The following is a 20,665-nucleotide window of genomic DNA, read 5'->3' on the forward strand; positions in this document are numbered from 1 at the left end:
TTTGGCAAACGTCGTTCACCTCCCGGTGCCCTTCTGATGGTCAAAGGAAAACCTGCCATGAAGTCTCTCTCCCGTACCGCAATCGCAGCTGGGTTCGCTGTTCTGTCACTGCTGGCAGCGGTGCCAGCCTCGGCTCAGGGGCAGGAAACCTTGCCAAACTATGTCACAGAAGAATTCGGTCACCCACCAGCTTCGATCCCATCCGGGGCATTGTCGGATGATCTGACACGTGCCGTGCGAACGGTGTTCGTCGACAGCCTCGAAAGCTCAGCCTGGGGGCGTGATCAGAACATCGCGCTGGAGGAGATAAAGGCATCGGGGGATCCGCGCCTCGCCTGGATTGTGACGGATATGATGCGTTTCACCTGGCGCCAGTCTTTTGATGATGCTCTGGCCGAAACGGCGTCCGAACTGCTTGGGGTCACGCTCGAAACACCGCACCGCTGGGGCGAGCTGACGGATTATCTGATCGCGTGGGACATTCCTGCGTATCCGGGATACCTGGATACCAAACGTGCGATTTTCACCAATTTCGTGCCGGGGTGGGAGCGGATCTTCATCGAAGGTGAGATTGACTGGCGGCTGGTCTCTTGGGGCGGCGTGCCCATCGACAACCGCCCTTATGACCGGACCGAGATCCCGTGCAACTGTATTCCGGCAGCTGACAATCCGCTGACGAGCTCTGCCGAAGATGCGACGTGGCTGAAGGACGATGACATCGTTTTTGGTATCGGGATCAATGGCGAATACCGTGCCTATCCGCGTCAGATCATGGAGGTTCGTGAGATGGTGAATGACACCCTTGGCGGACGTGATCTGGGTATTCCCTATTGTACGCTCTGTGGTGCGGCTCAGGCCTATTTCACGGATGAGATGCCGGTTGGGGTCAAGCGGCCGGTCCTGCGGACCTCCGGTCTGCTGAGCCGCTCAAACAAAGTGATGTTTGATCTGCGCACGTATTCGGTGTTCGACACTTTCCTCGGGAAGGCTGTGACAGGTCCTCTCGCTGACCGGGGTATCGTGCTGAAACAGGCTACTGTTGTCACCACCGACTGGGGCACCTGGAAAAAGCAGCACCCGGAAACAACTGTCCTGCTGGAGAGGTATGCGCTGGGCAGAAACTTCAATTTCCGTGAAGGGCGGGACGCAAACGGTCCCATTTTCCCCATTGGCGATGTTGATCCGCGTCTGCCGGTGCAGGAAGACATTATTGGTGTGGTAACGGCCTCCGGCACACCTGTTGCATTCCGGCGAAGTACTGCGATGCTTGCGCTGCGCGAAGGGGCTGATGTCAGTTTTGAAAACGTGAGGCTGGAACTTGATGCAGGTGGCATCCGTGCCGTGGACCGCGATGGTTCTGATCTCGGAAGCCATCAGGCCTTCTGGTTCGCATGGTCACAGTTTTATGAGAAAACAGCGCTCTGGAAACCCTGACCCGCAGCTTCAGGAAGCCAAATCGGTGATCACTGCAGTCCCCGGGGATGTGGGGCCGCTCATCGCCGCCAGTTCTGCACCGGCATCAGACAAAGAAATTTCCCGCGCCACCATCGGACTGAGATCGACCTCGCCCCGCGCGATCATGTCCAACAGGCGTGGATACTTCCAGCCCGGCATCCCGCGCGTGCCATAAAAGGCCAGCTGTTTGCTGTAGATCGCGCGCATGTTCACGGTCATCATGCCGTCACCGGAAGGCATGCCGACATGAACGTGCCGGCCAAGCGTTGCCAGACATTCGACAGATGCATTCGTTGTCTGCGCAATCCCCAGGGCCTCGACAGAGACCTGAGCGCCGCCACCCGTCAGATCGCGGATCGCCTGAGCCACATCTTCCTTTGTCGCGTTGACCGCAGCATCGGCCCCGAGGCTCAGCGCATGCGCCAGTTTTTCCTCGACAACATCCACAACGACAACCTGCGCGCCCAGCATTTTTGCCAGCAGGAGTGCGGACAGCCCGATACCGCCGGTGCCGTGGATGGCCACCCACTCGCCGGCCCGGACCTGCGAGCGGTCGGTCAGCGCGTGCCAGGCCGTTGTGACCCGGCAACCCAGACCGGCCGCGAGTGCCGGTGCCATCGTATCCGGCAGATGCACCAGATTGTGGTCATATGGCACGGCCACATACTGTGCATAAGCGCCCGGTGCACCGAAGCCCGGCACAACGGCGCCTTCACAGGCGTTGGAGGTCCCCGCCTGGCAGAGCGGGCAGGTGCCGCATCCAAGAATGAATGGCGCGATCAGACGGTCTCCGGCGCAGTGTCTGGCCTGTGGCCCGGCCTCAACGACGGTGCCGCAGTATTCATGCCCCAGGATGTCGCCAGGCCGCACCTTGGGGTGCCCACCGGTCCAGCCGTGATAGTCTGACCGGCATACCCCGCAGGCGGCAACTTCCAGCACGACACCGTTGTCCGGGCATTCCGGATCGGCGACCGTTTCAATACAAAGATCCTGGTTGAATTCCCCGAGTACTGCAGCGCGCATGTAAATTTTCCGTTTTCCGACCGACTGCTCCGGAAATATCGCAAGCGCGGGTCCGGAGCAATTCCTGTGGTGGCCAGAGACTGTCAGGGCCGCCGGGACATGTCAGTAGTCGTAGCCCTTATAACGGTTCTTTTTTCCCTTTGCGCCTGCGTCACGGATCAGACCCGCCCAGTCATTGCCCGGACGCCAGATGCTCTCCATATTTGCTGATGCGTCGGGTTCTGACATACCGTATCCGTCTCTGGCATACCGGTAGAAAAATGCGCTGACCCTGGCATTGTAGATGCAATGTACATGAACCACCTTATCCGGGACACCTTCGAGAGCATGCCGGAAGGCGCTATAATCAGCTTCTGTCGGATCCTCAAACTCGACGGGGATGTAGATGTAGGTCATCCCGAGCGCTGTAACTGAACCCTCTTCGTCCACCAGCGCGCCTTTGTTGTGGTGTGGCCCGAGGTTGATCACGTGAGTGACGCCCAGAGATCTCAGATCTGCGAGTTGTGCCTCACTGGGCTGACCTGAGGTTGTGATCCGGTCATTGATGCGGCGCCAGTTCAGAATGTCGGCAGGGTCTTTCAAAAGCCGGAACCCGATTGCGGATTGCCGGCGCATGCCTCGTGGTCTCCTGTCACCCGCGTGCCGGAACCTGGATGGCGCCGAAGCAATTCCGGCGGGCGGATTGGTCGTGGCACAAGGTCACCACCGCAGTTCGGACAGACACGGCAAAACCTCTGGTCCGCGCAACCGGTGCAGAAAGTGCATTCGAACGAGCAGATGAGCGCCTCTGCGGATGCAGGTGGCAGATCTCTGTCGCAGCACTCGCAGTTCGGTTTCAGTGTCAGCATGTGCCGGTTTTCCCTGTCGTTTGTGTGCGCGGCGCGCGCTGTGTTGCGATCCGTTCCCGGATCATGAAAGAGCATCCGGGACAAAGCAACTCCCGGGGCGCTGCTGCCGGGCGGTTAACGCGGCAGCGCCCCGACATCCTTCCCGGCGTATCCGGTCCGGAAAATGCATCACCGGTCATCAGTTGATCACCAGGCCGCCTGCCGGCCTGAAGCTGGCGTGATGCTCCTCAAAGACGCGCAGCTTTTCGGGATTGCGATGGATAAAAATGCTCTGGACAGAACCGTCAGGGCCATACCCAAACGCCACCAACGCAACAGCCTCCTGTGCCCTGCTTACCAGCAGAACCTGCTGACCGTTGGCGTATCGAACACTCAAAGTGCTGTCTGACCACGCTTGTCCGAGAACCCGGGTTACAAAGCCGGCAACGGCGTTAAAACCTTCCAGCACATGCCGTATGGCGGTGGCTTTGCCGCCGCTGTCTGCGCGCAGATCTACGTCCTTGCTGAGTATGTGGACCAGGTTGTCTGCTGATCCTGTCTCCAGTGCCCTCGAGAACCCTTGCAGAAGCTCGGTCTGCCGGGCTTTGTCCGGCACAAAACGCGCATTTTCCCGGGTGATCATTCTGCGGGCTCTGGCCGCAAGCTGTCGACAGTTCGCAGATGTCAGTTTCAGGCTTTCTGCGATCTGATCAAAGGGCATGTCGAATATGTCATGCAAGAGATATGCCGCCCGTTCCCGTGGCGTCAGACGCTCCAGCATCAGCAGGAAAGCCGTCGACAGGCTTGATGCCATCTCAACACTCTGCGCGGCATCAGCTGTGTCCGATGTAGCGATACTCTCGGGCAGCCAGGGCCCGACGTAGTCAGTTTTTTTGCGGTGAGAAGAACGGAGTATGTCGAGGCATCTGTTGGTACAGACCGTCGTCATCCAGGCAACGGGTTGCTCGGGCATCGGAGGGTCCAGCGCAAGCCACCGGACAGCCGTGTCCTGCACAGCATCCTCGGCTTCGCTGACCGACCCGAGCAGGCGATAGGCCACGCCCACAAGCTGTGGGCGGGCCAATTCGAATTCTGCGGCTTTCGCGTCGGGCGTCATTTCAGTGCTTTGATATCTGGAACCGGTTCCAGAGGTTGATCATACACGTGCACGCCGTGATCAGCGATATCTGATGGTCGTCAAAATGCGCGCGCAAATCTGCACGCAGGGCGCCGAAATCGGTCCCGCGTTCCATATATGTCAGGGCTTCGGCCCAGGCAAAGGCGGCTTTTTCAGTATGTGAAAAGTCGTCCACGCTGTCCCAGACAGCAAGGCGGTCAAGCCGCTCATTGGTCTCGCCGTCTTTGCGCGCTTCCCGGGTATGCATTTTGACGCAGAAGCCACACCTGTTTATCTGCGATACCCGCAACTCAATAAGATGTGAAAGCTGTCTTGGCAGACCCGCTTTCTCCATCATGCCATGCACCTGGCCAATATGTCCGAGAAGCGGGCCGATCTGTGTTTCGTATTCTACCGGTGCGCCATTCTGAATTTGCGTCGGGGCGTTCATATCAATCTCCTTTGAATTCCTGACATTCACCTGACGATTGATGCGGGCGAAATGTGACGTGACCCCAAAAAATATTTTTCATAGAGGCGGGCTGATTAGATGATTTCGGTGTCTTTCAGCCCAAGCGGCAAAGCCCTTGGGCAGCATTTTGCCGTCAATTGTGCTGGTCTGCCGGCCCACCTGGCAGCAAGCCGCTCAGGCACTGTTTCGTGAGTCTTCGCTTTTGCCGGAGGCCTGAGACAGGGCGCTCAGCGCAGCAACCGGTCGGCCGAAGCAGTAGCCCTGTGCCCATCGTGCACCCATTTCATGCACAATCCTGGCCTGGCGCGTGTTTTCGATACCCTCGACCACCACGTCCAGTTCCATGTGCCGTGCGATTTCCAGAACCGACGCCAGCATCAGGCGGGCTTTGCGCGATGTTTCGATTTCCTCCACGAGCGACCGGTCGATTTTGAGCTCGTCGGCAAACATAGCCCGCAGATAGGCGAGCGACGAAAAACCGGTGCCGAAATCATCAATCGAGATCCTGCAACCCTTCTGGCGCAGCCCGTGAATGATCTCGTTGGCCTGCGCCCAGTCGCGCATCTCAGTGGTTTCGGTGATTTCCAGTGTCAGAAGCTCCGGCCTGATGTCGGAGCGCCAGAGCAGATGTTCTACTGTTTTGAGGATCTTGCTGGAATTGAAGTGAACCGCTGAAAGGTTTGCGCTGACCGTGTATTCCGTTCCATAGATTTCATTGTGCTCGGAAATAATCCGGGCGGCTTTGTTCAGAACATAGGTATCAATGTCCACTACCAGCCCGGATTCCTCCGCAAGCTGGATAAATTCGCCGGGGTTGACGACCTGACCGTTCCGGTTCCAGCGCACCAGCGCCTCAAATCCATAAACTTCGCCGTCAGGCAACCTTACTTTCGGCTGAAAATACACTTCGAGGTCGCCATTCTGAATTGCGGTGGGCAGCTCTTCGAGCATCGCCCGACGTTCGAGAAACTGCCTTTCGAGGACGGAATCGTACACAGTGTAACATGCCCGCCCACGCGCTTTTGACGCGTAAAGGGCGAAGTCTGTTACCCGTGAAAGGGTGTCAGCATTCAATACCATTGTTTCCCGGACCTGGGTTGTTGTGGCCAGTCCGATACTGACACGGCAGAGAAGCTGTTCGCCATCAAGATCAAACGGTTCCGAGGTGACCTCGATGATGTGCTCACACAGCTTCAGCAGGCTGTCGATTTTGTCAGTCGGAACAATAAGAGCAAACTCGTCTCCGCCGAGCCTCGCTGCAAACCCATTGCTGACCTGAGAAGCCCTTTTCAATACAGCGCCCGTCCGCCGAAGGACGGTGTCGCCGGCTGCATGCCCATAGGTGTCATTGATTGCCTTGAATTCATCGAGATCGACAAAAATCAGTGCAAATGGCCGTTTCGGGTCATTCAGCATCTGCCGGAGACGGTCCTGAAACTGTATGCGGTTGGGCAGTGTCGTGAGCGCATCGAAGAATGCCAGAAATTCAACGCGTTCTTCCGCTTCTTCCCGTTTCCGTCGCGCAACAACCTCACTGCGCAGCAGAGCCAGGGCGATGATCCCCACCAGTGTCAGGCCGGCCAGAGATCCGATCATGGTGAGTTGCTGTTTTCTGACGACCGCAGATTGCGCGGCCATCACTTCGTCGCCGTGGCGTCTCATTTCGTCCAGATAGACGACCAGACGTTTTCTCGCGACACCGGCGGCTATCAGAAGCTCGTCTACCCGGGTATGGATATCGGTGTAGTTCCCCGCGATCGTGCTGTCTGCAAGATCAACTATGGTTTCCAGCGCGATGATCGATGCCTTGCCACTGGCAAAGCCGACATCGTTATTCAGGATTGTCTTCAGATGATCCTTCCGTACAAAAAGAATGTCAGCGGCATCCGCGAATTCGTCCTCGAGTTCAGGTGAAAAACCTCCGGCATGCGCTGCACGCTGCCCCACAAGGATCAGGCGCTGGACGTCGCTGATCGCTACATATCCATTACGTATCTGCCGGTTTTCAAAGAGGCCCTTTGCCTGCGCGATCTGCTGGGCAACCGATTGTGTGTATACCCAGGCACCGGCAAACAGCAGTATCAAAAGACTGATGGACAGAAATATTCCGACGCGCGAGGAGAGCGCATCGCGCGCGACCTCGCTCCAGAATCTGTTTTTCTGTTTGCCGGGCACGCGAGATTACCGGACAGCCTCGATTCGTGCCGCCATCCAGACAAAATTTGATTCCGAAGTCAGCGGGGACGCGGAGTAATCGTCGGCGTCGATGATGAACTGAATGGGGCCCCGTTGCCGCCGGCTGTGCGCTTTGCCGTCCACGCGCGTGGCCACCAGAACCGGTACTGAGGAAAGCAGCTCCCGCGACATTGTTGTGCTGTAGTCGTTTTCGGCCGTGACACGGATTTCCGCGGCCTGGTCGAGCCCGTGCGCCGCAAGCAGGTCAGACAACATAACGCCAGCGAAATCAGCGGGTTGCTCACGCCAGGGTGTTGTCGTCATCAGGCTGTAGGTTGAAAACTCTTCCAGTTCTGCAGGCGAATAAGAATGTTCTTTTCCATCCGCGGCAACGATGATCAGCGCGGCGTCTGCATGGCGGATCGGCTCCAGCTCAGTCGGTTTCGGTTGCCCGGCAAAAGCTGCCTGTCCAGCGAGAAGAACCGCCAGAAATACGTTTGCCAAAACTCGTTTCATTGTTTTGCTCCAGTCGAAAATACGCTGAGCGAACCTAGCACGTGCAGTGTTTACCGATGATTAGCGTCGGGCAGGATGCTTCCTGCGATCCGCAACGCAGTGTGAAACCTGCCGGAGCAAAGATCCGGCAGGCACGTCCCATGGCAGCTCCCGGAGCTGCGTACCACTGTCATGTTCAGCAGGCAGGCCAGACTTCGGACGGGTCATCACCCGTCGCAGCAAGCAGGTCCGCCTCCCGGGTGAGCTGGACAAACTCACCTGACGGCGCTGCCCGCAGCCATGTCGATACGAAAAATCCGTTGTCTGTTTCCGCTGTCAGACAACCGCCATTCACGCTGACGCTGAGTGTCCCCAGACCTTCTGTCCCGGCAGCTTTCGCATCGCGGATCTGCTTCTGGATTTCTGACACCGTCTCTGCGTCTTCCGGGGCGATTTCAAACACAAAAATGCTTTCCCCGGCAAATGGTGCGCGCGGAAGGTCACCGGTGCTTTTGATCCCCAGCGGGACTGTAGTTTCCAGGGGTTCCAGGGACGCATCGGTCGGTTGAAACCCAAGATAGAGCGTCGCTTCACCGTCGCGCAGCCGCACTGCATCCGGAACGCTGACGGCCACTGCAATATCGCCGGGATTTGTCTGCAATGGATCGAGCCGCATGGCCTCTGATAATCCGGCAGGTGTGACAACCGAACAGCCGGCGAGACAAAGTACAGCCGGAATTATCGAAAAAAGCGGTCTGATCATATCGAATCCCATCATTGACTAGGTGTAAAAAGATCAATTATTAATGTTTTAGTTTAATTTATGGAGTCAATACATGAATTTTCCCGCGCCGGAAAAACTGGTTCGCAAGGCCCGGTTTCTCAAGATATGTCTCTCTCTTGTGCTTGGTCTGATCGCTATGGGGGCCGGTGCGCAGATTGCGTATCTGCTTTCAGATGCGCAGGGTTTCGGGCGCTTTCTGACTGCCGCCACCGGCTATCCGGATCAGGACCTGCGTCTGTGGCAGGTAATGGCACTTGCTCTGATCGCCATGGCCCAGACCCTGCTCTGGGCGGCGGTCGCGTGGCGGGGCAGGGCGGTTTTCAGGGCTCTGGAAACTGCGGAAATTGAGCGCTCAGCGCACTCCGCCTCCGCACTCTCCCGGTTGCTCTGGGTGGTTCTGGTCTACAGTATCCTGGCCGGAACGCTTGCGGTGCTGGTGATCACCTGGCATTTCCCCGACGGACAGCGCGCCCTTTCTGTTTCTTTTGGCTCGGTTCATCTGACCACTGTTCTGGCAGCGCTTATTGCGAGCTTCCTGTCACAGGCGCTGGTTCTTGGGGCGGCGCTCTGGCGTGATCACCAGGAGGTGATCTGAGATGGCGATCATCGTCAGGCTGGACGTCGTCCTCGCGCAACGCAAAATGACTTCGCGGGAACTGGCTGCCCGGATCGGAATATCGGAACAGAACCTTTCAGTTCTGCGGGCGGGGCGTGCACGGGGCGTGCGCTTCAACACGCTTGAAGCCATTTGCAGTGCGCTGGACTGCCAGCCTGGAGACCTCCTGGAATATTCGGACGACGCTCCATAGCGCAGCAAGGCGTGCGGGCCGCGGTTTCAGAGACTGCTTTTGATATGTTTCATAAAGGGCTTGATGAAGTCCCGGTCACGCCAGTAGTTCTTGTGGCTCAGCGGTGTAAAACCTGTCACCAGGCCAGCATTCAGCGAGTGATCGCGGGTGACACGCTCGGCGTAACTGTCGCTCAGATCCCTGAGTGGCCAGCCCAGAACATCGTCCTTGTCGTAGTAGTTATGCCATTCAAATGTGTCGCTGAGTTTTGGGATGGGTTCGATGAGACTGCGGTTCAGACCTGCCACGAAAATCGGGATATTGCACCCGGTCGTCAGAAGACGAACCGTCTTTTTCCCCCTGCAGAACGCTTCCTCCTCCGGGCTGCTGAAATTCTGATCCTCTGACCAGACACCGTTTTGCGTCTTTCGGTCCCGGGTCGAATCCCAAAGAAAATTTGAGATCACCTGACCACCCAGCGAATGGGCAAGAATGATGAGCCGGCGGTCATTGCCCTCAAGTTTATTGTAAAGGGCTCTGAGCGCCGTCAGAATGTTTGTCTGTGCCAGAAAATATGGGCTTGTCGGCCCTTCCTTGCGTGCTTCGAGGCTTGCAGCATCAGAGAACCCGTAGAGCATGAACTCCCGCAGGTCGTCCCACCGCAACCGGCGTTTTACGGTTTTGAAATACAGACTTTGGTTGTGCTGGAGAATGTCCTGGTAAAAGACCGCCTGGGTCGCAACCGACCCCCGCAGGTCCTCGCCGAGTTCGAGGCTGATGCGCTCAAACAGTTCGGCCGCGTAATCAGGCTCTGTGTTGCCCATACCATGCAGAGTCAGAATCCCAAGTCTTGCCATGCCGCTGCTCCTGTAAAATATCTTTAACTTTCTGAGGTATGGTTCTGGGAATAGCCCCTCCCGTCAAGTCCTCTGGCACATCTTGTACGGCTACAGGGTCAGCATGTGGTACGCTCCTGGCGGCAAGGTGTGGCTCTTCTGCTCAGCCGGATCAGAAAGCGTGCGAACGCAAAACGTATCACCGCGCAACAGCAGCCTGCCGCGCGGTGATACGTTTTGCGGTACGCAGCGCCATTTGAAAACCAACGCAGCCGGCTGGTGACGCAATGCTGTCCGCTGCGGGCCTGCGTCCACAGAAAGGGCAGGGCGCCCCATATATGTCACCGCATGCGGAACTTCCTGACGGCGATCCGTGCAGACCGGCGCACCACATCGCGGAGGTTCGCCGGAGCGAGATCGGCCGCCGTGAGGTCGTTGTCAGGGGAGGTCACAACCGCGATCAGCATCGCGTGCTCCCGGCGCGGAACGACATTGAAATTGAAATCAACGCTCGCCGCCTGAGGCGTCCGGGCGTCAACCGGGCGATCAGGATTGACGCGCCCGATATGGATCAGTCCAGGACTCATCGCCGGGCTGTTTCCGGCCACAGTTTCCGATATCGCCGTGCGGACAGCTGCTGTCATCGCAAAGTTTTCGAGGCCACCGGCCGGGGCATTCCGCTGCAAAAACAGATCAATGTTCACATCATTTGCGGCGACAGGTGTCGTATCCCTGTGGTGAGCCATGACGAAAATCCGGTGTGTCCGCCGCCGCGGACGTCTGACGCTCCCGGCAGCCATCAGGTCGGCCTCGTTCGGCGGATCGGGATGCCAGGGCGGATTGCCTGTGTTGCGGATTATGAGGTCCGGGCTTTCGTGAAAGCTCAGCCGGCTGGTCGCCAGTGCAGGATCTTTGAGCGGGTCGGTTACCGGATCGGGCAGTTCCTCACGCCCGGTGTCATGCAGAACAGTCCGGATATAGGTGCGGCCGACAGACTCTGGTGTGGCCGAGAGATCGCGCTCCCAGACGCCACGGGAAGCAAGTGCGGCCCGCAGGTACGTTTTGCTGCCCGATTGCCGGATATCCAGATCCTCGACAATTGTGTGCGGCAGGCCATCCATAACCGGCTTCCACGTCCAGGACGGGTGCGTCCCACTGCGGTCGATCTGCCCTTCAAAGACGCCGATGCGGTTTCCGACGTAGACCAGATCACGGGATGCGTCCCGCAAAACAGTGACCGAATAGGCCGAGGAGGGGCTGCCACCGGTCCCAGCCGGTGGATCCAGTGGCGCGTTCCGCAGGCCGGTCGGGTACCAGCGACCCTGGCCATCATACCACCAAAGGGTGTCGAACGTTGGGTCCCCGACGGGATCGCCCGTAACAGGATCGGTTGTGACCTGACCGGTTGTGCTCAGATAAAACGTCTCCTGCCCGGCGGTGGATGCGTCATGCACCGCAACATCGGTCCAGACACCACCGGATCGCGAGGGCATGTAGGGGAGAAAAGGGTTGGGGACATCGGTGGACCATTTGGGTCTTGCGACGCCGGAGTCGGTGTCGATAATCGTGGTGTTCAAAGGGCTCCAGACAGGCGATGCGGCGGTGCCGCCGAGCCTGAAAATCCTGACGCTCCACTGGCAGAGTGCCAGAATTGCTGTTCCGATATAGTTCTGTGCCGGGTCCCCTGGTGACAGGATTTCAATGGAAATGATCGGGTCATCGGTACTGCCGATCTGCAGGCGATCCTGCGCTTCGTTCGTGCCCGGATTGCTGGCTGAGGGGAGCGTCACCCAGTTGAGCTGCGTTGTCGGCGTGTTCCAGTTGCTGCAGTACCAGAGACGGTCTGTCCCGATAAACAGGCGGGCGTCATTGGGGGCCGTTGCTGGCGCTACGGCAGGTTTTGAGTAAAAGAATGCGCGGCCACGCTCGCTCCCGTTCGGATCAGTCGGTGGGCTGAGAGTGGTGACGGCACCACTTGCGGTGAAGTTGTCAGGCTCGAAATTCCAGAATGCCTGTATGTACTGCATGACGCGCTGGAACGGCTTTGTGGGGTGGAAGGCAACGCCACCGCCATCGCCTTTGCGTTGAAGGCTCCAGACCGTATCGCCCACGCGCTGGATAACACCATTGTCCTGGGTTCCGGCCAGTACCGGCCCGTCGAGCGCCGGATGCGAAGCGATATAGCCCGGCTCCGCAACCGCGAGACCTGCATTTTTAGACCTTGCCCGCTGCCCGGTGGTTTTCAGGAAAACACCTCCATCACAGCCGATCCAGACATCGTTTCCAACAACAGTTGCCTTGTGCACATCAGCATGAATGCCACCCCCGACAAATGTCCGGGAGCGCACCGCGTTCACCTGTCGGGCCGGTTCAAAATTGGTGATGAGACCACTGCTCCGCCGCCGTATCTCAAGATCAAAGAGGGCTGCATTGAAGTTGTTCGGGTTTGGTTCGCCGCGGACCGGCGCTTCGTAGGAGCCGCCGACAGTCACTATGTCGCGCGTACCCGCCGCATTGCGCCGGACGGCGATGGCCTGGTCGTACTCGCCCTGATCCGAGCCCGAGACCACCAGCGTGCTGGCCGGTCTGTCCACATCACCGGAAAACAGTCCCACGGGAACATCGATGATGTCTTCTGCAGCGACAGGCGTGCGTGACAGATCAATCTGCCAAAGATGCGACCATGGGTTCCCGGTGCCTGCCGGATTGATCCTTCCCAGGACATACATGCGATCCGTGTCTGTTGCCGGTCCAAGCGACAGCCGGCTGCCATCCAGATGGTTGGGCAGCGGATAGTGCTGAAATGTCCCGGACGGGAAAGTCGGCGCATGGTAAATGCCATCGAGCAGAGTGCCGTTGTGATCACCCGCACCGACAAGGGTCAGCCACAGCCCTTTGTCATTCCAGACCACATCGGAGCAGTAGGCCCCGTTGGCAACACGGTCGGCAAAGGTATCAACGGGCAGGTTGATCAGCGTCCAGTCGGCATCTTCCGCGAATGCGCCGGTGCGCATAAACGCGCCTTTGGTGGTGGCGGCGACCAGGGTGCCATTTCCGTTCGCAAGTGGTGCCTCGTCGTGCTTGCGGGCCAGCCGGAAGATCGCGGCGCGTGACAGGTTGCCCGCTTCGCGCAGCCAGGGATTGCCGCGCGCATCCGCCAGTGCCGCATCAAGCGAGCCGTTCAGCCTGAGGACCCCGATCCCGCTGTGGCTTGATCCCGGCACCCGCGACAGCACGGGTGTCGGTTCGCCGGTGCCGACATAGACCACGTCATCTGCCGATGTTGCACCGAATTCCACCAGCAGCGCACCAATGGTCAAAGAAAGGTTGGAACGTTCAGCTGAAGCATCAAGCGCGGCAGACCCGATGGGTTCCCAGCTGACGCCCTTATCGGTTGAATACCAGACCCCGCCGTTGGCGGTCGCCACATAGACCCGGTTACCGTCCGGGCTGACGCGAATGTCGCGGACCCGGCCCGCAACGACAGGATCGCGGGCAGCCTGACCGTTTGTCATGATGGAAGGGCCCAGCGGAATCCATTTGCGGTTGGCCTGGAAATTGGTCTGGATGACGTCGTTGAGCAGATCAAGCTCACCGAGCATCTCTGGTGGAATGGCGGTCGGTGTTGTGCGCAGGGCCCGTTCAGCGCGCTGGGCAAGGCGGTCCGGCGGCTTGTTGAACTCAGAAGGCCATTCGTATCGGGCCATCAGCTGTCTTCCTCCTGCTCTGCGGGGTTCGGATTGATCCGGATGTATCCTTCCTCGACCGTCACACGGCCGGTGGGCAGAATCGCAGCCTGTGTTGCTGACAGGATCGGATCTTCACGCCAGGTGATGGCCGAATTCCGGCGCACCCAGGTCTGGTCGGCACCAAAGGCCGCGATCTTGGGAAGCCGCACCTTGTCGGGGTCAATCAGCACAGGGCCGACACGTGCGGACGGGGCAATGCGGGACAGACCAGGGTCAACCCAGTCCCGCAGAAGTTCAAGCGACTTGCGGGGCAGAAACCCTGTGGTCGCATGGACCCGCGCCGTGGGGTGCATCAGAAGCGTAATTTTCAGTTTCTGTCCTACGTGCACAGCCAGCGGATCGCCCGCACTGATATAGGGGGCATCAATCGGACTGGGTTCAGGCAGACTGTTGGCATCCGTCTGCCTGCCGATCTGGCCCAGAATGGCCCGGAAGCCGAAACCAGCCTGAGAAAACCGGGCCTGCGACCGGACCTCTTTTTCGATCAGATGGAACTGGCTGAAGTCATCGCCGATATAAAACCCGTAAAGACCATCGTGACCCTTGGCGAGTTCACCCAGCCGGACCCGGAACTCAGCAGATTTGACCGCGTCATAAACTGCCTCCCGCACCAGCAGGTCCCGGACGTCGCCCGCTTCCTCGCCGAACGCCCCGGTTTTTGACAGGTCGTCAGGAATATCGATCCAGAGCTGCGTGCGCACCACGGCAATTGGCCGTCCGACCAGCCCGGCAATGGATGCACCAGCAGATGCAAGTCCGCTGTCGACGCTCCACATTGTCGTGTCGACGGCCCTCAGAAACGCGCTGAGCGGACTTTCTGCGCCGGCGGTGTCCAGATCGTTGCGCTGGATAATGTCCGCGTCGATCATGCCCTGGGCGATCTGCGCACTGAGCCCTGCGCCTGGAATGGCCGCGTCCGCCGGCACCGCAGAGGCCGGCCCATCAGCGCCGACCGCGCCCTCCCAGACCAGCCCGCCGGTGACTGCGTCATGCAGGACTTCACCCATGGGGTCCCCGGTCTGATCAAAAAACTCCAGCGTTTCATCCATGAAATCCGGCAGGATGTAGCCCGAGATCGGGTTGACCATGCGGTCCGGCCGGCTCTGGTCCAGCTGAGCCTCACGGGGAGTGTCCGAGCTGTCTGCGGGGTCTGTAAAGCGCCACATCAGACGCGCGGGCAGGGCAAGCCGCGGCGGTAACGCCAGGGCGCGGTCACCGTCTATGGTCTTGCCTTCGAGGGCTGCCGGCAGTGTCACTTTTGAGGTGTTCAGATCGCGGAAACGGCCGAAAGTGTCCACGATCCGTGCCCGGGTCAGCTGCAGCGTTCCATCCGCAATGAGCTTTGGCAGACCTGCATCGCGCAGTGCGTCGGCGGCTGCAGCCGGGACCGGTTCGATCTGCCCGTCCGGACCGTTCTCCAGTGCAAGCCAGACGTCAGCGATCTGATCGAGGGTCACGGATCCAAGGTCGGTTGACCGCAGGAAGGCCGCCAGATCGGCGAGCGCGGACTCGTGGCCTTCGCCGATTTCCCCTTCGCCGGCTTCGTCCCGCTGGTTTTCTGCAATGAGGAAGGTGTCAATTGCGGCCTGATAGGTCCGCGCAAGACCCGAGGTAATGGGGGACCGACCGCGCATTACCAGGTTTTTGCCCTGCGGTCTGGAGGCGCCGGCAAAATCCATGCGCCCCAGGATCCAGCCTTCGAAGCCGCTGCCCGGTTCCAGGCTGACTTCCCATTCCAGCCAGACCGGTGACCATGGCTGCGCCCAGCTGGTGATGGCGACAGGGCTCGGATCGCGCCCGTCAGCCAGTGAAAAGCGCCGTAACTCATCGCTGACGGAAGCGCGCGTGCCAACGGACAGGCTGTCATTGACTTGGGCAAAATTGTCGACGCCGGATGTCCGCGCGATAGGGACCACGCCATCATAGACCCCGTCCGGCGAGAAACGGAGTGCCATTTCGCCCTGCAGGCGGTTTCGCGCAGGTGCCAGAAACTCCGGTGCTACCATTTCCTGCATGGCTGTGGAGGTCCACCGCATCAGATAACTGTCGTGCAGAAAGCTGTTCTGCAGGATGCGGTTCGTGACGTCCGGGAGAGCGTCATGGGACACCGGCGGCACGTAGTCACGAGCGTAGAAAATGTCACCGAAGGAGGTCGCGAGCTCCTCGGTCCAGCGGCAGGCCAGCGTGTTGTCATCCTCGAACCGGCCATCTCCCAGAAAACGGGGCGTACGGCCATAGTTGCGTAATCCGATCACCGGCGGTGTGGGCCGGTGATAGCGTGGTCCCGGGCGTCTGATCGTTTTGGTCACCGGCCGGTCGTCAAACCGGGTGACCTTACTTTTGACGAGTATCTGTTCTTCGGCAGTACGCCGCATCTGATCGCGCGAGTTTTTTGTCTTTCCCCGGCCGCGTCCCGACCAGACCATCTCAGCCTTATCGGGCGGTCGAGCTGTTTTGCGGGCTGTCTTATTGCGCAAAGGGCGCCCGGCTTTGATCGCGGACTGATGACGCTCAACAACGACATCCAGATAGGTTTCCGGCCCCTGGAAGGCCTCAAACCCATCCGCATGCTCCGCCTCGTCGAGCTGAACGATCCCGTCGCGCTCGTCGATGCGCATGAGCGCGCCGTTCGAGACCGCGGTCAGCAGGCTTTCTACGTATTCCTTGCGGCGACGAGAGGTGACGCCCATACCGCGCGCCGCCTGCGCCGCCATCAGACGTTCCAGTGTAGGCGCCATCGACACGGCAATGCGCGAAGCAGCAGGAGCAGTATCGGCGCGCACCGACCCGGTAACCGGGACCCCATAGACGACCCCGTGCATGACTGTTTCATATGAGGCCCGGAACCGGGGCACCGTTACCCGGTCAAAGCGGTATTCGGAAAAGCCGTTCTGCAGGCTTGCCTGCGATGTACTGAGTTTCAGCTGGCTTTCCAGATTGATCGAGAACACACGGTCTCCGGTGTCATCGGCAGGTGGTGCATGCCGCAAAAAGGGCGAAACCCATTTTGAGGGCACCGGGGCAGAGGAGGCCATCCAGCCCAGGTCTGCAATCTGGCGTTTGACGGAATAGGGCGAGAATACAGCAGACAAAGGGTCATGGCCGCGTTCTGACCACCACCCGGTGATGACATAGGTTGCCGTTCGGGTGAAAATCTGCTGCGGGTTCAGATCATCCAGCGGGTCGTGGAAGGCAAACCGGTTAAGCGTCGCGTCATAAGATGCCGTCCAGTTCGGAGAGCCCCCCGCCACCCCATCCAGTTCATCAGAGGTGACGTTCATGGCCTGTTTCTGCACGGGATCGCCCGGGTAATTGTCGAGATCGAACACACTGCCGGTCTCAGCTTCGATCACCCAGCTGCGCAGGTCCAGCCGGGGCTGACCGGTGCGCCCTGTCATGCGGGTGACAAGCCATCTGTCCGGCAGAGCCGGCATGTCGATGGGCGCGTCCTCATCCTCGACCAGTGCGCCGCGCAGAAGGCCGTCAGGCATTGCCCAGTGCAGATGCACACCCTTTTTGCGCGCGCGAGGCGTTGAAAACGGGGCCACTTTTGCCCCATCACCATCGGCGTCCGATCCCAGGACCATTGGCAGGCGGACGTATCTTTCGGAATGCGACACCGGGACATAGAGCCCCTGCACATCCACCGGCACCACAAGCGCCGGGCGCGGCTGTGGTGCCGGGGTGGGGAACAGAATGCCCGGGGCCAGCACGCGGTCCTGCAGGACCGTCGCCATCTCCCAGTTGCGGCTTTGCAGCAGGGCTTCCATGATCTCCGGTTTCAGAACGGTTGCCATGGCTCAAAGCTCCCCGATGCGGGTTTTCAGCAGTTCAGTATTGCGTTCCACAACCTTCGCGACCGTTGGCCGGAATGCGTCGTTCAGCACCGCATTTGTTGCGGTGTCCTGCGCAAATACCTGGCGGTAGGGGAACCGTATCATCTGCATTGCGAACTCGGCTCCATCAACCGGGTCTCCGGGACCTGCGCTCATATTGGTACCGGTTGCGGCAGTAAAACTGCGCGCGGTATTGGTCAGATCGAGCACACCTGCAGCACCGGGTCTGAAACTCACAGGTATCTGGCGGGCATCAGGGGGTTCTTTGACGACCTGGCCACTGGTGCCCACGTATTCCGATGTGCGCACATTGCGGGCGGGAACACTGGCGCGGACCTGTCGCGGGCGGCGGTCGAAATTGACACCGAACTGGACGCCCTGGCGCGGCTCCTCGATGTGCAGGACTTTTGGAATGCCGTCGAAAAGGGCCAGCAGAACCGCCGGCGACAAGCGTTCCAACCGCAGCAGCTTGATGCGGCTGCTGTGCGATTCCGGCAGGATTTCCACATCGCTGTCCGCCGGTTCATCGCGATAGGCTCGTACATGCATCCCCGGCCATCCTGCCACAGCGGCAGAGCGCATAAGGAAACCGGTCACAACGCCCGCGGTTCCCTTCAGCCGCGGCTCGCTGCCGGGCGCGCGGTTGCGGCGCTCTGCGTCATCGATTTCCTTCTCGATCTGTGGATACAGCGCTTCGAGCTGCGCCCGTTCGATCGTGTTTGCGGTGGCTACGCTGAGCGCGCCCTGCACCAGGGCATCGGTCCAGGCCCGGTCGAGATAAAAGAACCTGATGGATTCATGAGGCAGCAGTTCCGTGTCCGGCACAATATTGTTGAACGGAACACCTTCGAGCATCCGCAGCTTTGCGAGAAAGGCGAGGATCTCGGGCGGGGCGATGGTCGGCTCAACTGTTGTTGTGCCTGCATTGCGCACATCGCCCACGGCCTGGGCGAGAATGGAAAGGGTGATCTGGTGCGAGATGGCCATGACTATCTCCTCGGGATGCGATCTTTGATGAAACCCTCAAGGCTTTCGAACTCTCGCAACTCGCGCACTGCGTCGAGATCGAATTCCTTTTTGCCGACAGCGATTTCTGCAATGTCGAGCAGACCGGTTTCGAGGGTTGTATCAATGGCGGTCTGGATCTGGTTGTTCAGGTCAATCTCCACCCGGTCAACCGTGGCAGGCTGCGTGCGCTGAAGCTGGTTGCGCAGGTCGGGGTTGACCGGTTCGGCGGCAATCATGTCTGTCAGGTTTCGGTCAAGCCCCAGCCCGCCTGCCAGAATACCATTGAAATCCTGCTGCAGTTCATTGATGCGCGCGCCCGGATTAACCAGCGGGGTGGCGTTTGAGATTGCCGCCTCTTTGCGGGTCCCCAGAACGGACACGAGTTCGCTTTCAAGGAAACGGGAAACCGCGCCCAGTTCGATGGCATCTTTGACGCGACCAAGTCGCCCGGTATCTGCCAGCTGATCCAGCAGGGATATCTGGTCATCAAAAACCGCACGCTGATTGGCCCGTGCCCGGGCTCTGCCGAACTGCTCTGCGCGCCAGCGTTGCAGGGCGGCAACAAAGGAGGGCTGGGACAGCGCCAGAAGGCGGCCTGTCTCAAACGCCACGGCCAGCGACACATCCTCGCGCCCGTCCGGCGTCATCATGCGCAGGTGGTCGGAGACATGCGCCAGCACCGGAAACTGCGCCTCGTCGGCCAGCGGATTGCGCAGCAGCTGATGCGGCGAAAAGGGGCCGCGGTACCAGGCACCCGTATCCTCGCCGGTGCGTGTCAGATAAGGCAGACCGATGTGTCCTGTTTCCGCAATCTCCAGAGGCAGCCTGGTTACCGGGGAGGCGCCTGGGTCATCGCCGGTTGGCGGGACATGGCATTTCGGCAGCTGGCGTTCGAAATTACCGTCCGTTTTGGTGCCGAGCATGCCGACATCAAGCCCGCTGAGCAGTTGCTGAAAACTGCCGGCTCCCGAGCAGGTAAACCGCCAGGAGGTCAGCACCGGAAAGCGGTAGAATTTTTCCTCGACAAAGAAATCGAGGGGGAAGCGGAAGCTGGTAAAGGCCCCTTCGACGACAAATACGTCATCGCGCGCCGGGCCCGCATTCGCGAGGGTGGAAAAGTCGCTTTCCAGCAGATCGGCGGGATCGATCCCGCCGACGATATTGATGCCGTCTCGCGTCGCGCCGCCCCGGTCCACAAGGTTGCCATCATGAAACACAACTTCACCGCGGCGGATGGCTTCGTTCATCGCGTTACTGTCCCCCGGATCCAGTGCCCGGCGCTCCGGCCGCACTTTCAGGGGCACAGCAGCGCCAGACCGGACAGAGCTGGCGAATGTTGCGACCGTCTGATTGATGAACAGATCGCTCATCTCAAAAAACAGCCGGGGCGGGCTGGGGGCGGGCAGCACGTCAAGCTGCTCTTCCAGGTTGATCAGGCAGGCAGTGTAGGCTTTTGGCAGGCATTCTTCGGTGTCGAACTGCGGCATCCGGTTGGAAATGACCACGGCAAGGAAGCCGTCATCGTCACCCATGGCGGCCTCGGTGTCATCGAGATTGACTTCGCGCACATGGGTCAGAAGGGTCAGGTCGTCTACCGTCGGGAAAACCGCATCAACAGTGGACTGCGGGACTGAGAGATAGCTCGCCTTTGGGACATCCATCGATCCACTGAGCGTCGTGCCCGGGGTGACGCAGTCGGCGGGGTCTGCGTCGTGCACGATCTGACCCTCTCCTTCGGCAATGAGAACAAGCGCCAGCCAGGGGGTATTGTCCCGCACCGTCTGCCCCTTGAATTCCGAATCCACCGGTGCCGCCCGGCGGTCCCAGGGCAGGGTCCGTTTTTTCAGCACGATCTGCGGCAGCCGTGCCTCGTATGCGCCTTCCGAATTTGCTGGTGGAAAGGTCATCAGCGCCTGATCCGGGGGCAGTTTCAGGCGCGGCGCGGTGACATTGAAATGCGTTTCCAGCGGATCGACCGGCAGATCCGCACCATCGCTGGCCTGCAGATCCACCTCAGAGGTCAGCGTGTAGCTGCCAGCCTCCAGGGCCGGAACGATACTGTCGTAGAGAAAGAATTTTCCGCGAGCGACCATTGTGTCT

Annotated in this window: 16 protein-coding genes; 3 read left to right on the top strand and 13 right to left on the bottom strand. The window is 59.6% G+C overall.

Annotated features, from left to right (window positions below):
• Positions 1-57 precede the first annotated feature (57 nt).
• Positions 58-1,434: a DUF3179 domain-containing (seleno)protein gene (locus AB4K19_RS01310; protein ID WP_375230171.1), complete on the top strand. Its 1,377-nt coding sequence runs from the start codon at positions 58-60 to the stop codon at positions 1,432-1,434.
• A gap of 9 nt (positions 1,435-1,443) precedes the next feature.
• Here AB4K19_RS01310 and AB4K19_RS01315 read toward each other — a convergent pair whose 3' ends face one another.
• The 8 genes from AB4K19_RS01315 to AB4K19_RS01350 form a co-directional block, all read right to left on the bottom strand.
• On the bottom strand, positions 1,444-2,478 hold the full coding sequence (locus AB4K19_RS01315; protein ID WP_375230172.1) for a zinc-binding dehydrogenase: 1,035 nt from the start codon (positions 2,476-2,478) through the stop codon (positions 1,444-1,446).
• A gap of 102 nt (positions 2,479-2,580) precedes the next feature.
• Positions 2,581-3,093: a protein tyrosine phosphatase family protein gene (locus AB4K19_RS01320; protein WP_375230173.1), complete on the bottom strand. Its 513-nt coding sequence runs from the start codon at positions 3,091-3,093 to the stop codon at positions 2,581-2,583.
• Positions 3,057-3,401 (bottom strand): DUF1272 domain-containing protein, encoded by a 345-nt coding sequence (locus AB4K19_RS01325; protein ID WP_375230946.1) that lies wholly within the window; start codon positions 3,399-3,401, stop codon positions 3,057-3,059. The genes AB4K19_RS01320 and AB4K19_RS01325 overlap by 37 nt, the downstream gene beginning before the upstream one ends.
• A 103-nt stretch (positions 3,402-3,504) precedes the next feature.
• On the bottom strand, positions 3,505-4,422 hold the full coding sequence (gene sigJ, locus AB4K19_RS01330) for an RNA polymerase sigma factor SigJ (RefSeq protein ID WP_375230174.1): 918 nt from the start codon (positions 4,420-4,422) through the stop codon (positions 3,505-3,507).
• Between the two features lies 1 nt (position 4,423).
• Entirely contained in the window at positions 4,424-4,873 is a 450-nt protein-coding gene (locus AB4K19_RS01335) for a carboxymuconolactone decarboxylase family protein (protein WP_375230175.1), read from the bottom strand.
• Positions 4,874-5,068: 195 nt separating this feature from the next.
• Positions 5,069-7,069 (bottom strand): putative bifunctional diguanylate cyclase/phosphodiesterase, encoded by a 2,001-nt coding sequence (locus AB4K19_RS01340; RefSeq protein WP_436398776.1) that lies wholly within the window; start codon positions 7,067-7,069, stop codon positions 5,069-5,071.
• Positions 7,070-7,075: 6 nt separating this feature from the next.
• Positions 7,076-7,585, bottom strand: a complete 510-nt coding sequence (locus AB4K19_RS01345; RefSeq protein ID WP_436398777.1) for a hypothetical protein — start codon at positions 7,583-7,585, stop codon at positions 7,076-7,078.
• Positions 7,586-7,760: 175 nt separating this feature from the next.
• On the bottom strand, positions 7,761-8,327 hold the full coding sequence (locus AB4K19_RS01350) for a hypothetical protein (RefSeq protein ID WP_375230177.1): 567 nt from the start codon (positions 8,325-8,327) through the stop codon (positions 7,761-7,763).
• Between the two features lie 73 nt (positions 8,328-8,400).
• Here AB4K19_RS01350 and AB4K19_RS01355 point away from each other — a divergent pair, with 73 nt between their 5' ends.
• On the top strand, positions 8,401-8,943 hold the full coding sequence (locus tag AB4K19_RS01355; protein ID WP_375230178.1) for a hypothetical protein: 543 nt from the start codon (positions 8,401-8,403) through the stop codon (positions 8,941-8,943).
• Position 8,944: 1 nt separating this feature from the next.
• Positions 8,945-9,157, top strand: a complete 213-nt coding sequence (locus AB4K19_RS01360) for a helix-turn-helix domain-containing protein (protein WP_375230179.1) — start codon at positions 8,945-8,947, stop codon at positions 9,155-9,157.
• Positions 9,158-9,183: 26 nt separating this feature from the next.
• Here the strand turns inward: AB4K19_RS01360 and AB4K19_RS01365 are convergent, their stop codons facing one another.
• The 5 genes from AB4K19_RS01365 to AB4K19_RS01385 all read right to left on the bottom strand — a co-directional run bounded on the left by AB4K19_RS01365 (position 9,184) and on the right by AB4K19_RS01385 (position 20,658).
• Complete coding sequence (locus tag AB4K19_RS01365; protein WP_375230180.1) at positions 9,184-9,993, bottom strand: hypothetical protein; 810 nt, start codon at positions 9,991-9,993, stop codon at positions 9,184-9,186.
• A 320-nt stretch (positions 9,994-10,313) separates the two neighbouring features.
• Positions 10,314-13,679, bottom strand: coding sequence for a hypothetical protein (locus tag AB4K19_RS01370; RefSeq protein WP_436398779.1), 3,366 nt, complete (start codon positions 13,677-13,679; stop codon positions 10,314-10,316).
• Positions 13,679-17,518, bottom strand: coding sequence for a hypothetical protein (locus AB4K19_RS01375; RefSeq protein ID WP_375230183.1), 3,840 nt, complete (start codon positions 17,516-17,518; stop codon positions 13,679-13,681). Before AB4K19_RS01375 ends, AB4K19_RS01370 begins: the two co-directional genes overlap by 1 nt.
• A gap of 3 nt (positions 17,519-17,521) precedes the next feature.
• The gene (locus AB4K19_RS01380) at positions 17,522-18,544 is read right to left on the bottom strand and encodes a hypothetical protein (protein WP_375230184.1); all 1,023 of its coding nucleotides are present in this window, start codon (positions 18,542-18,544) and stop codon (positions 17,522-17,524) included.
• 2 nt (positions 18,545-18,546) lie between these two features.
• Positions 18,547-20,658, bottom strand: coding sequence for a hypothetical protein (locus AB4K19_RS01385; protein ID WP_436398781.1), 2,112 nt, complete (start codon positions 20,656-20,658; stop codon positions 18,547-18,549).
• Positions 20,659-20,665: the final 7 nt, after the last annotated feature.

The sequence above is a fragment of the Roseobacter phycocola genome (assembly GCF_042055075.2).
GTDB lineage: Bacteria > Pseudomonadota > Alphaproteobacteria > Rhodobacterales > Rhodobacteraceae > Roseobacter.